General features: G+C 60.8%; 19 protein-coding genes. 17 read left to right on the forward strand and 2 right to left on the reverse strand.

Going from position 1 to position 16,788, the window contains the following annotated elements; translation table 11 throughout:
• Positions 1-16 precede the first annotated feature (16 nt).
• From KVG87_RS12560 to KVG87_RS12580, 5 genes are read left to right on the forward strand one after another with little or no spacing between them, the layout of a single operon-like run.
• Positions 17-2,593, forward strand: coding sequence for a phage tail tape measure protein (locus KVG87_RS12560; protein ID WP_217850952.1), 2,577 nt, complete (start codon positions 17-19; stop codon positions 2,591-2,593).
• A complete protein-coding gene (locus KVG87_RS12565) occupies positions 2,593-3,471 on the forward strand; it encodes a phage tail protein (protein ID WP_217850953.1) in 879 nt (292 codons plus the stop codon). Before KVG87_RS12560 ends, KVG87_RS12565 begins: the two co-directional genes overlap by 1 nt.
• A complete protein-coding gene (locus KVG87_RS12570; protein ID WP_041478330.1) occupies positions 3,471-3,677 on the forward strand; it encodes a tail protein X in 207 nt (68 codons plus the stop codon). The genes KVG87_RS12565 and KVG87_RS12570 overlap by 1 nt, the downstream gene beginning before the upstream one ends.
• Positions 3,665-4,699: a phage late control D family protein gene (locus tag KVG87_RS12575; protein WP_217850954.1), complete on the forward strand. Its 1,035-nt coding sequence runs from the start codon at positions 3,665-3,667 to the stop codon at positions 4,697-4,699. The genes KVG87_RS12570 and KVG87_RS12575 overlap by 13 nt, the downstream gene beginning before the upstream one ends.
• A gap of 22 nt (positions 4,700-4,721) precedes the next feature.
• Positions 4,722-5,255, forward strand: a complete 534-nt coding sequence (locus KVG87_RS12580) for a phage baseplate assembly protein V (protein ID WP_217850956.1) — start codon at positions 4,722-4,724, stop codon at positions 5,253-5,255.
• Here KVG87_RS12580 and KVG87_RS12585 read toward each other — a convergent pair.
• Positions 5,203-6,021 carry a hypothetical protein gene (locus KVG87_RS12585; RefSeq protein ID WP_217850957.1) on the reverse strand — a complete coding sequence of 273 codons (819 nt, stop codon included), beginning with the start codon at positions 6,019-6,021 and terminating at the stop codon, positions 5,203-5,205. The genes KVG87_RS12580 and KVG87_RS12585 overlap by 53 nt on opposite strands.
• Before the next feature lie 83 nt (positions 6,022-6,104).
• Here KVG87_RS12585 and KVG87_RS12590 point away from each other — a divergent pair, with 83 nt between their 5' ends.
• The 6 genes from KVG87_RS12590 (at position 6,105) to KVG87_RS12615 (ending at position 10,072) form a co-directional block, all read left to right on the forward strand.
• On the forward strand, positions 6,105-6,482 hold the full coding sequence (locus tag KVG87_RS12590; RefSeq protein WP_217850958.1) for a GPW/gp25 family protein: 378 nt from the start codon (positions 6,105-6,107) through the stop codon (positions 6,480-6,482).
• Positions 6,466-7,587 carry a baseplate assembly protein gene (locus KVG87_RS12595; RefSeq protein WP_217850959.1) on the forward strand — a complete coding sequence of 374 codons (1,122 nt, stop codon included), beginning with the start codon at positions 6,466-6,468 and terminating at the stop codon, positions 7,585-7,587. Before KVG87_RS12590 ends, KVG87_RS12595 begins: the two co-directional genes overlap by 17 nt.
• Positions 7,580-8,131: a phage tail protein I gene (locus tag KVG87_RS12600; protein ID WP_217850960.1), complete on the forward strand. Its 552-nt coding sequence runs from the start codon at positions 7,580-7,582 to the stop codon at positions 8,129-8,131. The genes KVG87_RS12595 and KVG87_RS12600 overlap by 8 nt, the downstream gene beginning before the upstream one ends.
• Complete coding sequence (locus tag KVG87_RS12605; protein ID WP_217850961.1) at positions 8,131-8,985, forward strand: glycine-rich domain-containing protein; 855 nt, start codon at positions 8,131-8,133, stop codon at positions 8,983-8,985. Before KVG87_RS12600 ends, KVG87_RS12605 begins: the two co-directional genes overlap by 1 nt.
• A gap of 74 nt (positions 8,986-9,059) precedes the next feature.
• Positions 9,060-9,260 (forward strand): Com family DNA-binding transcriptional regulator, encoded by a 201-nt coding sequence (locus KVG87_RS12610; RefSeq protein ID WP_081932464.1) that lies wholly within the window; start codon positions 9,060-9,062, stop codon positions 9,258-9,260.
• Positions 9,221-10,072 (forward strand): DNA cytosine methyltransferase, encoded by an 852-nt coding sequence (locus tag KVG87_RS12615; protein WP_217850962.1) that lies wholly within the window; start codon positions 9,221-9,223, stop codon positions 10,070-10,072. Before KVG87_RS12610 ends, KVG87_RS12615 begins: the two co-directional genes overlap by 40 nt.
• A 214-nt stretch (positions 10,073-10,286) precedes the next feature.
• On the opposite strand, the gene KVG87_RS12620 is transcribed toward KVG87_RS12615, so the two are convergent.
• On the reverse strand, positions 10,287-10,967 hold the full coding sequence (locus KVG87_RS12620; protein WP_217850963.1) for an alpha/beta family hydrolase: 681 nt from the start codon (positions 10,965-10,967) through the stop codon (positions 10,287-10,289).
• Between the two features lie 90 nt (positions 10,968-11,057).
• Here KVG87_RS12620 and ccoN (KVG87_RS12625) point away from each other — a divergent pair, with 90 nt between their 5' ends.
• The 6 genes from ccoN (KVG87_RS12625) (at position 11,058) to ccoO (KVG87_RS12650) (ending at position 16,784) form a co-directional block, all read left to right on the forward strand.
• Positions 11,058-12,482, forward strand: coding sequence for a cytochrome-c oxidase, cbb3-type subunit I (ccoN, locus tag KVG87_RS12625; RefSeq protein WP_217850964.1), 1,425 nt, complete (start codon positions 11,058-11,060; stop codon positions 12,480-12,482).
• Positions 12,483-12,492: 10 nt separating this feature from the next.
• Complete coding sequence (gene ccoO, locus KVG87_RS12630) at positions 12,493-13,101, forward strand: cytochrome-c oxidase, cbb3-type subunit II (protein WP_003223389.1); 609 nt, start codon at positions 12,493-12,495, stop codon at positions 13,099-13,101.
• A gap of 3 nt (positions 13,102-13,104) precedes the next feature.
• The gene (locus tag KVG87_RS12635) at positions 13,105-13,302 is read left to right on the forward strand and encodes a cbb3-type cytochrome oxidase subunit 3 (protein ID WP_016773878.1); all 198 of its coding nucleotides are present in this window, start codon (positions 13,105-13,107) and stop codon (positions 13,300-13,302) included.
• Positions 13,299-14,252, forward strand: a complete 954-nt coding sequence (gene ccoP, locus KVG87_RS12640; protein ID WP_110601384.1) for a cytochrome-c oxidase, cbb3-type subunit III — start codon at positions 13,299-13,301, stop codon at positions 14,250-14,252. Before KVG87_RS12635 ends, ccoP begins: the two co-directional genes overlap by 4 nt.
• 481 nt (positions 14,253-14,733) lie before the next feature.
• Positions 14,734-16,176, forward strand: a complete 1,443-nt coding sequence (gene ccoN, locus KVG87_RS12645; RefSeq protein ID WP_024012334.1) for a cytochrome-c oxidase, cbb3-type subunit I — start codon at positions 14,734-14,736, stop codon at positions 16,174-16,176.
• Positions 16,176-16,784, forward strand: coding sequence for a cytochrome-c oxidase, cbb3-type subunit II (gene ccoO / locus KVG87_RS12650; RefSeq protein WP_007917161.1), 609 nt, complete (start codon positions 16,176-16,178; stop codon positions 16,782-16,784). Before ccoN (KVG87_RS12645) ends, ccoO (KVG87_RS12650) begins: the two co-directional genes overlap by 1 nt.
• Positions 16,785-16,788: the final 4 nt, after the last annotated feature.

Genomic DNA, 16,788 nt, shown 5'->3' on the forward strand with positions numbered 1-16,788 from the left:
CCAAAGCGTAGCAACGATGGCCAACGAAGTCCTCATCGGTTTAAAAATCGGCGCCGTCGTCTCCGGCAGCCTCAACGCTGCGTTTGGTTCGGCGCAATCCACCGTGCGCCACTTGGGCCGCGCCGTCGATGGGCTCACGCTCAAGCAGCAACAGCTGGGCCACGAGTTGGCGGCGTCATTGGCCCGTGGCGGCGCCGGCATCGGCCAGTTGCGTCGCCAGTACGACGCGGTCGGCCATACCCTTGATCAATTGCATCTAAAACAACAGCAGCTCAACGCCAGTTTGGCGCGCGGTCATGCGCTCAGAAGTCAGCGCAGCCAGTTGCGCGGCCAAGCCATGGAGACGATTGGCACCGGCGCGGCGTTGGGCGCGCCCATTGTGCAGTCGATAAAAACCGCCATTAATTTTCAGGATCAGACCCGCGACATCGCCATTGGCGGCGGTTTCGACCCGGCGCAAGAGCAACGCTTGAGCATGGCCATGCGCGGCGCCGCGCTGGCCTGGAATCAGACCCAAACCGACGTCGCCAACGGCACCGCCGTGTTGGTCGCCGGCGGCATCGACAACCTCCAGGCGCTCACGGACTACGCGCCGGTGCTGGCCAAAACCGCCACCGCGACGCGCGCCAGCATGGAGCACCTCGGCGCGGTGGCCATCGCCCTGAACGACAACCTGAACATCGGCGCGGCAGGCTTTGAGCGCTCGATGAACATGTTGGCCTTTGCCGGTAAAAGCGGGCAATTCGAGCTGGCCGACATGGCCAAGTGGCTGCCGCAATTAACGCCGCAGTTCGCCGCACTCGGCATCACCGGCGAGCGCGCGGTGGCGCAGATCGGCGCGTCATTGCAGATCGCCCGGCGCGGTGCCGGCAGCAATGACGAGGCCGCCAACAACTTCAAAAACTTCCTCTCCAAGCTCACGTCGCCCGACACCCTCAAGGCCTTCGAGAAGGCAGGCATCGACCTTAAAGGCAGCCTGCACAATCTGGTCAGCGAAGGTTTGTCGCCAGCGCAAGCCATGCTCAGCATCCTCACCCAGCATTTGGGCAAAGACGCTCCCGACGCCGCCGCGCAGTACGGCAAGGCGCTGGCCATCAACGACCAGCAGGAGCGGCAAACGGCGCTGGCGCGCTTGGATCAGGCCTACAAGTTAGGTGAGCTGTTTGCCGATCAGCAGGTCTTGTCGTTCATCCGGCCGGCACTGGCCAATCAGCACGACATGGCCGGCATTGAGCAAGGCAGCCGCAATGCCGCCGACCAGGGCGTGCTCGATGACGACTGGATCAAACGCATGGGCAGCACCAAGGAGCAATTGAAAGCGCTGCGCATCAACCTGGCCGACATCGGTATTTCTGTCGGCAACGCGTTGCTGCCAGCGATCGTCGAGATCAGCCAAGCGCTGGTGCCGCTGATGCGGGGGTTTTCGGCATGGGCCGGTGAGCACCCGGCGTTGATCAAAGGCGTCGTCGGTTTGGTCGGCGGTCTGCTGCTTGGCAAGTTGGCGTTTATCGGCCTGGCGTACGGCGCCAATCTGGTCGTCGCGCCGTTGGTGGCGATGTCTACGACGGTGACGGCGCTGTCGGCGCGTTTCACCTTGCTGCGCAGTGCGTGGCAGATGGGCAGATTTGCGCCGTTGATGTCGGGGCTCAAGCGACTGGGTACGGGCCTGCTAGCAGTGGGAAGGTACGCCGGGCTGTTCACGCGCGGCCTGCTCATGGCGCTGGCCAGCCCGCTCAAACTGATGGCGCACGGTGCCTTGTTATTGGGCAAGGTGTTGGGCGGTACGTTGCTGTTTGGCCTGAAGCTGGCAGGCCAAGCCGTTCTTTGGCTGGGCCGAGCCTTGATGATGAACCCCATCGGTCTGTTGATCACCGGGATCGCGATGGCGGCGTATTTGATTTACCGACACTGGCAGCCGATCAAAGCGTTTTTCACCGGGTTGTGGTCGGAGGTCAAAACCGGTTTTGACGGCGGGCTGACGGGCATCTTGGCGCTGCTGATCAACTTCTCGCCGTTGGGTTTGATCTACCGTGCGTTTGCCGGGGTGATGAATTACTTGGGCGTCGAGTTGCCGGGCACGTTCACGGAGTTCGGTGGCATGCTCATCAGCGGCTTGGTCGATGGCCTGCGTAACAGCCTCGGCGCGGTGAAAGACAGCGTGGTCGGCATCGGCTCGGCCATCAAAGGCTGGTTCACTGAAACCCTGGGCATCGAGTCGCCCAGCCGCGTGTTCATCGGTTACGGTGCCAACATCAGCCAGGGCGCGGCGTTGGGCATTGCTGCCCATGCGGGGCTGGTCAAGCAGGCCGCGCTGGGCATGGCCGAGCAGAGCCGCGTCGACATCGCGCCGCCGGACCTTCAGCAGGTGTCCAGGGCCAGCCGCATGGGCGGCGACAGCGCTTCGGCCACCAGCGCGGCGACCAGCATGACCTTCCATTTTTCGCCGCAGATCAACGTGCCCGCTGGCGCCGGGGCTGAAGCTATCAACCAAGGGCTGCAAGCCGCGTACGGTGAGTGGACGCGCATGATGGAACGCTACCTTCATGATGCTCGCCGTCGCAGCTACGGGCCGTCAGCCCAAGGTGGATTCTGATGTTTGCCATTCTCGGCGACATCGAATTCACCGTGGCCGGCGGCGTCAGTGCCATTGAACACAGCGGCGCCGCCGACTGGGCCGAGCACCCGCGTATGCAGGGCAAACCGTTGCTGGAGTGGGTCGGCGAAGGGCTCGATGAGTGCCAACTGACGCTCGAGTTGCACCCGCTATTGGGCGAACCGGAGCAGCGCTTGCGCGCGCTGCGTCTGGCCAAAACTCAACACCAGCCGTTGGCGTGGGTGATGGGCAGCGGTGAATACCTGGGCCCGTACGTCATCACCCATTTGAGCAACGTCATCCGCCGCACCTCGGCCACTGGGCAGTTGCTGGCCGCCACGTTGCAGATCAGCCTGCGCGAGTACACCGGCGCGTTTATTCGCAAGGTTCACGCGCCCGGTTTGCTCGATCCCACAGCCCGCGACAGCGCGCCGGCCATGGATTCACCCGGCGTCATCTCGCGCCAAGCGGCGGCGCCCAGTACGGCACAGAACGTCATTCGCCACGCCAAAACCGCCGGCACCGTCTTGCGCCAAGGCCAAACCCTTTACCACGCCGCCAGGAGCGGTAACCCAGCGGCCATTCTCGGCCAGGTCCCGCAGTTGCTCGGCGTCACCGCGCAGGCCATCGAGCCACTGCGAGGTCTCGCCGGCGCTGCCGGGTTGCTGCGTGACGGCGCTGACCTGTCCCGGTTGGGCGAAGACGTGCTGGGCAGTGTCATGGGTGCCCGCGATTGCCTGAATCCCGTCGACCTTGCCAGCATCATCAATCGCTTCGGCGCATCACAAGCATCCCTCGATGAAGCCGTCACGGTACTGGACGGCGCCAGCGATCGCTTGGCCGGGCTGGCCGCCGACATTCTGACCCGGAGGCGTTGATGTTCATCTTGCACCTGACCACCGAAGGCGAGCGCTGGGATCAGTTGGCCTGGCGTTATTACGGCGACGCTCACCGCTACTTTCCAATCGTCGAAGCCAACCCGAACGTCCCGCTGAGCGCTACGTTGCCTTCGGGCCTGACCTTGGCCATTCCACTACTCGAAGCATTGCCCACCGCTCAGGACGTCCCGCCATGGATGCGCTAAACCCGCAACACGTTTTGCAGGCGCGCTTTGTGCTGACCTATCAGCAGCGCAACATCACCCGCGATGTCAGCGAGCATTTGCTGTCACTGACCTACACCGACCACCTGACCGGCAACGCCGACAGTCTGGAGGTCGAACTCGAAGACACCCAAGGCCGCTGGCGCGATGCCTGGTACCCTGGCCACGGCGATACGCTGACCTTGGCGATCGGCTGGCAAGGCGCGCCGTTGCGAACCCTCGGCCGACTGGAAATTGACGAGGTCGAACTCAACGGCCCACCCTCGACCATCACCATTCATGCCTTGGCCACCGGCATCAACGGCCCGTTGCGCACCGTCGAACACCGCGCCTACGAAGACCTCACACTGGCCGCCATCGCTCAACAGATCGCCACCCGCCAAGGCCTCACTCTGGTCGGCCACATCGAGCCCATTCCACTCGACCGCCTGACCCAGCAAGACACCGACCTGACGTTCCTGCGCAACCTCGCCGCCACCTACGACTACGCCTTCAAAATCACCGGCCGGCAACTGGTCTTCCACGCCATCCAACGATTGGCGCAGGCCGCGCCCGTCGCCACGCATCGCCTTACAGACCTGGCCAATATCAACTTGCGCGACCAAATCAAAACGGTACCCAAGGCCATCGAAATCAAACACAAAGACCCGGCCAAAAAACAGCTCATCACCTACACGCTGGTCAACAACCAAACCGTCGCCGCCCCCAGCAGCGCCAGCCAAACCACCACCAGTGCCGACACCCACAAAAGCCGCCAGCGCAGCGCCACCACCGAACAGGCCCAGGCCAAAGCGAAAGCCGAACTCGCCCAAGCCAACCGCCAACGCACCACCGGCCAATGGACCACTCAAGGCCAACCGCACCTCACCAGCGGCAACGTCATCCGGCTCCTCACCACCGGCCAACTCAACGGCCGCTACCTCATCACCTCATCCGCCCACCGCATCACCCGCCAATCCGGCTACACCACGACCCAACAGGTCGCCCGCATCTCAAACCATTAACCATTCACTGAAGGCAGAACCCATGCCCACCCAACTCGAATACGGCGAAGTCACCGCCCTGGACCACCAAACCTGCCGCCTGCGCGTACGCCTCGACGACCGTGACGGCGTCCAGACTTATTGGCTCAACATCCCCCAACGCAACACCCAAGGCACACAACGCCGACGACTGATGCCTGAGATCGGCGAACAGGTGGCGGTGCTGCTGGATGGGGATGGCGTGGGCGGGGTTTGTTTGGGCGGGATTTATTCGACGGCGGAGCCACCACCGGTGGTGGATGAGGACACGGAGTTTGTGCGCTATAGCGATGGGACGGTGGTGGCGTATGACCGGGTGGCGGGGGTGATGAGGTTGGAGTGTGTTGGGGAGGTGGTACTGAAATGCGGTGGGGGCATGAAAATTGAAGCAACTGAACCGATTACTGTGAAGGCGCCAGCTACTACGCTGGATATACCGCAGCTCACGATCAATGGTGATCTGCGGATCAATGGAGATATCAACGCTACAGGTGCTGTCCTCGATTTGAACGGAAACTCAAACCATCATAGTCACTGACGGGAGGCTCGCTCCAATCAAATTCCCCGTTCTCATCTCTGGGAAAATTCGCAGGTACAATCTCTTTAATGACGGTCAATTTTTCGTCGTTTTTCTTGAGTCTGTAAGCAAAGCCAAGCTCACCATTTATCCTTCTAATTATCAGGTCCTGAATCAGGATGCCGTTCCTTGCCTCAAACGTAAGAGTGAAATGACGAGATTCGGTTTGCCCAACATGGCTCCAGTCAAAATGTCGCGCAACTTTGCAAGGGATATCTCCGAGCACCACGTCTTTTGAGTCCATATGGATTGCGCCTGGTAAGAAGATCTCTCTTGAGCTCAAGTCATCTATTCTCACCGCAACTTGATACATCGGATAATCGCCCGCGTTTCTCACCATCCATTGAATAGGGTAATACGTTGGCCGAGACAACTGTGGTTCGGCGTAACAGTAGCTGTCGCCTCCGGTGATGTGGTCAATGGTCGCCAGTGCCTTGCCCTGAAATTCCTCGATCATTTCTCCCATACGCGATTGCAACTGATTGAAGCTCTTTTCAACTCCAGCCTGCTTACGGACCCTGATGAGCTGTCCGCTCAGCCAGCTGAACATAAAGAATGACGGCCCCAACGTAGAAAACACAGTTTTAACCGTGATTTCTTGTCCCAAGACTGAGTACGCCGTCCATCCGCAGGCCAAAACGAACGGAATCCAAAAATCCCGGATGACTTGAAGTACTGTTTCCTTTGATATTCCAGACATTGACGCGACTCCTTTCGATATTTCCATGATTTTGCCTCATTCCTAATGACTACCGCAGCCTTAAACCTGTTTAAAAGCGCCGATTGCTGACCTCGCTCACCATCGGGCCCATGACGAACTCCATCCCCCACACCCACATCACCGCAGCCCACTGGCAACCCGCACTCGGCACCACCGGCGAGATCGTCGAAGGCCTGCGTGATATCGACCAATCTCTGCGCATCATCCTCACCACACCGAAAGGCAGCGACCCGCACCGTCCCGAGTTCGGCAGCAACCTCCACCGTTACCTTGACTGGCCCACCGATCGCGTCACGCCGCACTTGGTGCGCGAAGCCTTCGACGCCGTGCGCCAGTGGGAGCCGCGCGTCTCGGTCGATCTAGTCCACATCCAGATCAGCGCCCACCACATCACGGCCCGCGTGCAATGGCGCATCACCGGCCAGCGCCAGCAGCTCACCGAGGTGCCGTATGCGCGCGTTGCCTAAACCCCAATTCATCAAGATCGACCCCGCCGCGCTGGAGGCGGATCTGATCGCCCGCTACGAAAAAGCATCCGGCAAAACCCTGTACCCGGCACAGATCGAACGGCTCTACATCGATCAAATCGCCTACGCCGTGTCCCGCTTGCAGATGAGCATTCAACACGCTGGCGAACAACTGCTGGTGCGCTTCGCCCGCGGCCCGATCCTCGATTATCTGGGCGAACTGGTTGCCACGCCGCGTCTGCTGGCCAAAGCCGCCCGGTGCACCCTGCGTTTCAGCCTGCCTACCGCGACCGCTCAAGCGTTACTCATCCCGGTAGGCACACGCGTCAGCACCCAAGACGCCAAAGTGGTCTTCACCACCGACCGCGATGTAACGCTGCCTGCCGATCAGGCCGAAGTGTCCGTCACCGCCACGTGCCAGACGGTGGGCGAGCAAGGCAACGGCTGGACCCTCGGCCAGATCAGCGCGCTCATCAACCCGCCAGACCCAAGCCTCACGGCCAGCAACACAACCAACACGGCCAACGGTGCCGAAGACGAAAACGACGATCGCTACCGCGAGCGCATCATCCTGGCGCCCGAGGCCTTCAGCAACGCCGGCAGCCGCGCCGCGTACCGCTATCACACGCTGGCCGTGCACCAATCCATCATCGATGTCGCCGTCCACGGCCCCGACGAAGGCCAACCCGACGGTCACGTTGCGCTCTATCCGCTGACCGCCGACGGCCTGCCGACGCCGCAACTGCTGGAAGACATCACAGAGCAAATCAGCGGTGAAAAATTGCGCCCGCTGTGCGACACCGTAATCGCGGCCGCTCCCATAGAGGTCCGCTACCAGATCACTGCCAACCTCACGTTGTATGCAAACGCCGACCGCAGCGCCGTGATGGCGGCAGCAAAAGCCGCCGCAACACGCTATGCCCAAAGATGCAGCGCCGCGCTGGGGCACGATCTCGTCCCGGAACAACTCACCGCCGCGCTGCAAGTGCCCGGCGTTTACCGCGCGGACGTAAGGAAACCGGTCAACCTGCGTGAGCTTCAAAGCAACCAATGGGCACATTGCAGCGCCATCAAGCTGACTGACGCCGGCGTCGCCGATGGCTGACCCGCTAACCCCTGCGCTGGCCGGCGACGCGCGCTTCACGCTGTTGTGCGAACTGCTCGACCAGTCACTTGCCGACCTCGACCTCAACGCCATGCTCGTCTACCTGATCGACCTGGTAAAACCCAGGCTGCTGCCACATCTGGCCGACCAGTTCTCACTGCTGGACGAAGCCGCGTGGCAGTTGGCCGAGTCCGAGCAAGCCAAGCGCAACCTCATCAAAAACGCCATCGAACTGCACCGTTTCAAGGGCACCCCGTGGGCGATCCGCGAAGTCATCTACTTGCTCGGTTTCGGCGAAGTCACCCTGCAAGAAGGGCCGCAAACAAAAGCCGACAACCAGCCAAGCCCGCCAACCCTGTGGCCGCTATACCGCGTCATCCTCAAACGCAGCATCACCAACGATCAAGCGGTGCTCCTGCGCCGCGTCCTCCTGTCCGTCGCCCCGGCGCGCTGCCGGCTGGTCTCACTCGACTACCAAGCTGTCGCCATCCGCTACAACGCAGTCGCCCGTTACGACGGCCAATACAACCACGGAAGCAGCTAATGGCCGACCTACCCGAAACCAACCAATGGACGCCCGGCGTCTACCAGATCGAGACCTCCGACCCCGTCGTCGGCGGCCCCGAGGGCGTGACCAATTTGCCCATCAAACAACTAACCAACCGCACGGTGTGGCTCAAAGGCAAATTCGAATCACTGAAAACCATCGCCGACAAAGTCGTTCAGGCCACCGAAAAAGCCGCCGGGATAGCGCGCATCGCAACCCAGGCAGCGGTCAAAGCGGGTACCGAAACCGGTACAACCGTGACGCCCAAACACCTCGCCAGCTTGTTCCCGTTCCGCGGTTGCGCGGTCTTTTCTGAACCCGAGATATATACCTGGAAGGTCCCTTCAGGCGTAACCCAGGCCTGGGTTGTCGTTATTGGAGCCGGCGGCGGTGGCGCGCGATCGATCACTTTACCTGGCCCCTCTGGCGGCTCGGGTGGCGGCATTGCTAGAAAACTCGTCGACCTACGAGGCGTGACCACGGTGGAAATAACCGTTGGGGCCGGCGGTAAAGGGGCCACTGAATTGGACACTACCGGAGGCGCGGGCGGCGCGTCTTTTTTCGGGAACTTTGTGTACGCCACGGCAGGACTAGGTGGGCGGCTCGACGGTAAGGCGCCTCATGGCGGCATTGGTCATGGCGGGGACGAAAATGAGTGTATCGGCACAGCAGGCCACCCGGTTGGCGGCTCTAAAAACACTGGATTCATAGGTGGCGCTGGCGGAGGCGGTGAGTCGGGCGCCTCATGGGACGATCCGCGCAAACCCGTGACGCCAGGACACGGCGGCGGAGGCCGCGGCGCAAGTGCAGCACCAGATGGCGCGGACGGACGCGTAACCATTCAGTGGTGATAAGCGGGAGTGGGTCATCAGCGCCCCCAAGATTAATGACCAGCGTCGGCGCACAGCCAGAGGGATATAAACGTATGCAAGACATCCGCTGTGGCCAATGCCACCGCAAACTCGCCGCCGCCCAAAGCTTCACCGAACTGCAAATCAAGTGCCCGCGCTGCCGGACACTCAATCACCTGAAGGCCCCGAGCCTCCTATCCGAATGCCCTGAGCATCTGCCCACAAGAGCGCAGACGTGCCCCAGCCCACCATTGGAAGCCTGTTCGCAGGCATAGGAGGTTTTGATGAAGGATTCGAAAAAGCAGGCTACCGCACCGCCTGGCAAGTGGAGCTCAACCCCACCAACCGGGCTGTCCTTGCCGACCGATTTCCGCACGCCATCCAACACGAAGACGTGCGCCACTGCGGCGCACACAACCTGCAATCCGTTGACATCATCACCGCAGGCTTTCCCTGCCAAGACATCAGCAACGCCGGCAGCCGCCCCGGCAACCAACACACCCGAGGCCTGCAAGGCCAGCGCAGCGGCCTGTTTTGGGAAGTCATACGCATCCTCAAAGAAACACAACCTCGCTGGGTGGTCCTTGAGAACGTCGTTAACTTGCTCGCTATCAACGATAGCCGAGACTTTCAAACAGTCATCCGGGCCCTTGCGGACAGCGGGTATGTGGGATGCTGGCGAGTGCTTAATGCTCAATATTTCGGAGTCCCCCAGCAACGTCGCCGAATATTCCTGGTCGCCGGTCATCACCGAATGCCCCCCATCGAGCTGCTGGCTGACGCCGCGCCAGTGGACGCAATACCTCCAGCGTCTCAATCGCAACCCTGGCCACGGCCCGCGGATGCATGGGCTGCCAATACTCTATTGGCAAACAAAGCCGGCTCCCAGATCGCTATGGGCTGTACCACTTTCGTCGCTCACCCGAACGGATGGCATCAGATGGTTGAGCGGCAGCGAACGTCTGACGATGATGGGCTTTGCCTCGGACTGGATGCGTCCAACCTTGCAGAAGCTTTCGCTGCCGGAAACGCCGTCGTCCCGCAAATCGCGCAATGGATCGCCGAAAAACTAATCAAAACCCACTAACCCCACAGCGGGAATCAAAATCCCGCTACCATCCTGCAATTCCTTTGCACCCCGTGCAAAAGAACCAAACCCCAAATACCGCGCGCAATGGTCATGGTTTTATGCGCGCGGCATCACCAAAAGCAAGATCAACAGCTACCCCCTCACCCCAACCCTCTCCCCCAAGGGGGCGAGTGGGAAAGGGAGCCGATCTTCATGGAAAACAGAATCTCGGTTAACCCTTGAGAAACTCGGATACTTTCTGCGCGGCGCTGGCCAAATGCTGTTCATGCGTAAACCCAGAAACCTTCAACGGCTTCAAATCATGATCCCCCGCCACCAACCAAAACACCTCAATCCCCGGCGCTAACGAATACCCCTCAACCGCCTCGCGATTCCCCAGAGCATCCCGCTCCCCCTGCACAATCAACGTCCGAGTCTTCAAACCAGCCAAATGCTCAACCCGAGGCTTCTCCGGCTTCCCCACCGCATAAAACGGATACCCCAGACACACCAACGCATCCACCCCCAACTCATCCGCCACCAGACTCGCCATCCGCCCCCCCATCGACTTACCGCCAATCGCCAACGGCCCAGCGACATGACGCCGCACAACCGCAAACACCTCCCGCCAACATTCCTGCAACTTGCCAGCAGGATTCGGCGGCCGCTTCACCCCATCCACCCGCCGCTGCGCCATATACGGAAACTCAAAGCGCAACACGTTGACCCCAAGCCCGGCAAGGCGCCCAGCCATGTCGTTCATCCAGTCGCTATCCATCGGCGCCCCCGCCCCGTGGGCCAGAATCAGCGTTGCCGAAGCCTCACCAACAGCGGCATCCCAAAGCCACCCATGATCGAGCACACACTGCGCCCATTGATCCCCGTCAATACTGGCCTTGTGCTGTTTGTCCATGCTTGCCTCGCTTTTAGTCTGCCTATAACTCCAGGCGAAGGATTCGCGCCGTTTGCGCGCTCACTTCGGCTGAACCGTGGATGGGGAACCATGAACACTTCTATCAGTACCGCCTACAACTACAAGGTGGTCCGCCAATTCGCCATTATGACGGTGGTGTGGGGCATCGTCGGCATGGGCCTCGGGGTTTTTCTCGCGGCGCAATTGGTCTGGCCGGAACTCAACTTCAATTTGCCCTGGACCAGTTTCGGCCGTCTGCGCCCGCTGCACACCAACGCGGTGATCTTCGCCTTTGGTGGCTGCGCGCTGTTCGCCAGCTCCTTCTACTCGGTGCAACGCACCTGCCAGACGCAATTGTTCGCGCCGCAAATCGCCGCGTTCTGCTTCTGGGGCTGGCAACTGGTGATCCTGTTGGCGGCGATCAGCCTTCCGCTGGGTTACACCAGCTCCAAGGAATACGCCGAACTGGAATGGCCGATCGACATCCTGATCACCATCGTCTGGGTCGCCTACGCGATCGTGTTCTTCGGCACGATCATGCAGCGCAAGACCAAGCACATCTATGTGGGCAACTGGTTCTTCGGCGCGTTCATCATCACCGTGGCGATTCTGCACATCGTCAACAACCTCGAGTTGCCGGTGAGTTTCACCAAGTCCTACTCGGTGTACGCCGGTGCAACCGACGCGATGGTGCAATGGTGGTATGGCCACAACGCCGTAGGCTTTTTCCTCACCGCCGGCTTCCTCGGCATGATGTATTACTTCGTGCCGAAACAGGCCGAGCGTCCGGTGTACTCGTATCGCCTGTCGATCGTGCACTTCTGGGCCTTGATCACCCTGTACATCTGGGCCGGCCCGCACCACTTGCACTACACCGCGCTACCGGACTGGGCGCAATCGCTGGGCATGGTGATGTCGCTGATTCTGCTGGCACCGAGCTGGGGCGGCATGATCAACGGCATGATGACCCTCTCGGGCGCGTGGCATAAGTTGCGCAGCGACCCGATCCTGCGCTTCCTCGTGGTGTCGCTGGCGTTCTACGGCATGTCGACCTTCGAAGGTCCGATGATGGCGATCAAGACCGTCAACGCCCTCTCCCACTACACCGACTGGACCATCGGCCACGTTCACGCTGGCGCCCTCGGCTGGGTGGCGATGATCTCGATCGGCGCGCTGTACCACATGATCCCGAAAATCTTCGGCAAAGCGCAGATGCACAGCGTCGGTTTGATCAACGCGCACTTCTGGCTGGCAACCATCGGCACCGTGCTCTACATCGCCTCGATGTGGGTCAACGGCATCGCCCAAGGCCTGATGTGGCGCGCAGTCAACGAGGACGGCACGCTGACTTATTCCTTCGTCGAAACCCTGGTGGCCAGCCATCCGGGCTTTGTCGTGCGACTGATCGGCGGGGCGATTTTCTTAAGCGGCATGTTCCTGATGGCTTACAACACCTGGCGCACCGTGCGGGCCTCGCAGCCTGCCGACGTCGTCGCTGCCGCGCAGATGGCCTGAGGAGTCCGCCATGAAACACGAAACGATTGAAAAGAACGTCGGCCTGCTGATGCTGCTGATGGTGTTCGCCGTGAGCATCGGCGGCCTGACCCAGATCGTCCCGCTGTTCTTCCAGGACGTCACCAACAAACCGGTGGAGGGTATGAAGCCCTATACCGCGCTGCAACTGGAAGGTCGCGACATCTACATCCGCGAAGGCTGCGTCGGTTGCCATTCGCAGATGATCCGCCCGTTCCGCGCCGAAACCGAACGCTACGGGCACTACTCGGTGGCCGGTGAAAGCGTCTGGGATCACCCGTTCCTGTGGGGTTCAAAACGTACCGGTCCGGATCTGGCCCGGGTCGGCGCGCGTTACTCTGATGACTGGCACCGCGCGCACTTGTACAACCCGCGCAACGTCGTGCCGGAGTCGAAGATGCCGGCCTACCCGTGGCTGGTCACCCAAGCGGTCGACAGCAGCCACACCGAAACCAAGCTCAAGACCATGCGCACCCTCGGCGTGCCTTACACCGACGACGACATCAGCGGCGCGGTCGCCAGCCTCAAGGGCAAGACCGAAATGGACGCCCTCGTTTCCTATCTGCAAGTGCTCGGCACTGCAATCAAGAGCAAGAGGTGAACCATGGTCATTGAAATGAGTGCTGGCCTGATTCGCGGCCTCGGCACGGTCGTGGTGTTCGTCGCCTTCGTCGGCCTGACCTTGTGGGTGTTCAACCGCAAGCGCACCCCGGAATTCGCCGAAGCACGCCTGCTGCCATTCGCCGACGAGCCACTACCCGAAACAATTTCAGCCCCTGAAACAAGGAGTACCCGGCCATGACCACCTTCTGGAGTACGTGGATCTGCGTACTGACCATTGGCAGCCTGATCGGCCTGACCTGGCTGCTGATCGGCACCCGTCGGGGCGAGACCAAGGGCAGCGTCGACCAGACCATGGGCCACAGCTTCGACGGCATCGAGGAATACGACAATCCGCTGCCGCAGTGGTGGTTCATGCTGTTCGCCGGCACGCTGGTGTTCTCGGTGGGTTATCTGATTCTCTATCCGGGCCTGGGCAACTGGAAAGGCATCCTGCCCGGCTATGAGGATGGCTGGACCGGCGTGCACGAATGGGAAAAGGAAATGAACAAGGCCGACGCACGGTTCGGGCCGATCTTCGCCAAATTCGCGGCGATGCCGCTGGAAGAAGTGGCCAAGGATCCGCAGGCGCTGAAAATGGGCGGTCGTCTGTTCGCCTCCAATTGCTCGGTGTGCCACGGCTCGGATGCCAAGGGCGCGTTTGGCTTCCCTAACCTTGCTGACAGCGACTGGCGCTGGGGCGGCGATGCCGAGACGATCAAGACCACCATCATGGGCGGCCGCATGGCGGCGATGCCGGCCTGGGGCGAAGTGCTCGGTGAGGCCGGGGTGAAAAACGTTGCCGCGTATGTGCGCCACGAACTGGCGGGCCTGCCGCTACCTGCCGACAGCAAAGCAGATCTGCAAGCCGGGCAGCAAGCGTTCAGTACCACTTGCGTGGCTTGCCACGGCGCAACTGGCCAAGGCACCCCTGCCATGGGCGCACCGAATCTTACCCACCCGGCCGGCTTCATTTATGGCACCAGCCTGACCCAACTGGAACAGACCATCCGCCATGGTCGTCAGGGGCATATGCCAGCGCAGAACGAGTTGCTGGGCAACGATAAAGTGCAATTGCTTGCCGCTTATGTGTACAGCCTGAGCCACGGATTGAACACAGAAAAACTGATAACTGAAGACAACAAGAAATAGCAATTGCGCACACCACTGCCGCAGCTTTCTCGCTGCGGCAGTTTCCCGCCCCTTTGCGACGCATTGTCGCACCCCTTGGATCCTCTCCTTTCGGAACCCCGGATTCGGGTCTACGCTTCATCGAAGCGGACCGGCTGAAGTCGGTTTCCCGATCAATCCCGAACGATGCGCGCCGTGAACCGGCTGATGGATTCGCCGCAAACGCAGGTAGATAACGGCTGTTGCGCCGATTGCCCGCAATTTCCCGATCACGACCTGTGAACGGGCACCGTTGACGGCGATCCGGATTGCGAGCTTTTTACGCGCACTGCGACATTTTGTCAGAGGCCATTTTTGACCCTACGCGGCGCATGGAAAGGCCGCAGAATCAGCGTTGGAAAGCATTGACCCAGGTCATGGCGCGTTGCAATGACCCCCTGCTTTATACATACTTGCGGCCGATTTTATCCCTATAAAAATACCCAAACCGTGGAACCTTAGAATGAGCACAGCAATCAGTCCGACTGCTTATAACTATAAGGTAGTCCGCCAGTTCGCCATCATGACGGTGGTCTGGGGGATCCTTGGCATGGGGCTCGGTGTCTTCATCGCCTCGCAACTGGTCTGGCCGGAACTGAACTTCGGTCTGCCGTGGACGAGCTTTGGACGCTTGCGCCCGTTGCACACAAACCTGGTGATTTTCGCCTTCGGCGGTTGTGCACTGTTTGCCACTTCCTACTATGTCGTGCAGCGAACCTGCCAGACGCGACTGATTTCCGACAGCCTCGCGGCCTTCACCTTCTGGGGCTGGCAAGCGGTCATCGTCGGCGCAATCATTACCTTGCCGCTGGGTTACACCACCACCAAGGAATACGCCGAGCTGGAATGGCCGATCGCCATTTTGCTGGCCATTGTCTGGGTCACCTACGGTCTGGTGTTCTTCGGCACCATCACCAAGCGCAAAACCAAGCACATCTATGTCGGCAACTGGTTCTACGGCGCGTTCATCGTGGTCACCGCGATGCTGCACATCGTCAACCACATGTCGCTGCCGGTCAGCCTGTTCAAGTCGTACTCGGCCTACTCCGGCGCCACTGACGCGATGATCCAGTGGTGGTATGGCCACAACGCGGTGGGCTTCTTTCTGACCACCGGTTTCCTCGGGATGATGTACTACTTCGTGCCGAAACAGGCCGAACGCCCGATCTACTCCTATCGTCTGTCGATCGTGCACTTCTGGGCGCTGATCACCCTGTACATCTGGGCCGGCCCGCACCACCTGCACTACACCGCCCTGCCGGACTGGGCACAATCGCTGGGCATGGCGATGTCGATAATTCTGCTGGCGCCAAGCTGGGGCGGCATGATCAACGGCATGATGACCCTGTCGGGCGCCTGGCATAAGTTGCGCACCGACCCGATCCTGCGCTTCCTCGTGGTGTCGCTGGCGTTCTACGGCATGTCGACCTTCGAAGGGCCGATGATGGCGATCAAGACCGTCAACTCGCTCTCGCACTACACCGACTGGACCATCGGCCACGTACACGCCGGCGCCCTCGGTTGGGTAGCGATGATCTCGATCGGCGCGATCTACCACATGATCCCGAAACTGTTCGGCCGGGCGCAGATGCACAGCACCGGGCTGATCAATGCGCACTTCTGGCTTGCCACTATCGGCACCGTGCTTTACATCGCCTCGATGTGGGTCAACGGCATCACCCAGGGCCTGATGTGGCGTGCAATCAACGATGACGGCACCCTCACCTACTCGTTCGTCGAAGCGCTGCAGGCCAGCCACCCGGGCTTCATCGTCCGTGCGCTGGGCGGTGCTTTCTTTGCCAGCGGCATGTTGCTGATGGCTTACAACGTGTACCGCACCGTCCGTGCGTCGGATCCGGTTGAAGCCGAAGCCGCCGCCAAGATTGCCGTCGTTGGAGCTCACTGATGAAGCATGAAGCTGTCGAGAAGAATATTGGCCTGCTGGCCTTCTTCATGGTCATCGCCGTCAGCGTCGGTGGCCTGACCCAAATCGTTCCGCTGTTCTTCCAGGACGTCACCAACAAGCCGGTCGAGGGCATGAAGCCACGTTCGGCGCTGGAACTGGAAGGCCGCGACGTGTACATCGCCAACGGTTGTGTCGGCTGCCACTCGCAGATGATCCGCCCGTTCCGCGCTGAAACCGAACGCTATGGCCACTATTCGGTTGCCGGTGAAAGCGTCTGGGACCACCCGTTCCTGTGGGGCTCCAAACGTACCGGCCCGGATCTGGCCCGTGTGGGCGGTCGTTACTCCGATGACTGGCAGCGTGCGCACTTGTACAACCCGCGCAACGTGGTCCCCGAGTCGAAAATGCCGGCTTATCCGTTCCTCGTGGAAAACAAGCTCGACGGCAAGGAAACCGCGAAAAAAATGGAAGTCTTGCGCACCCTCGGCGTGCCGTACACCGACGAAGACATCGCCGGTGCACAGGATGCCGTGAAGGGCAAAACCGAAATGGACGCGCTGGTGGCCTATCTGCAAGGCCTGGGCACCATCATCAAAAGCAAACGGTGAATCT

It is taken from the genome of Pseudomonas siliginis, assembly GCF_019145195.1.
In the GTDB taxonomy this organism is placed as follows: domain Bacteria; phylum Pseudomonadota; class Gammaproteobacteria; order Pseudomonadales; family Pseudomonadaceae; genus Aquipseudomonas; species Aquipseudomonas siliginis.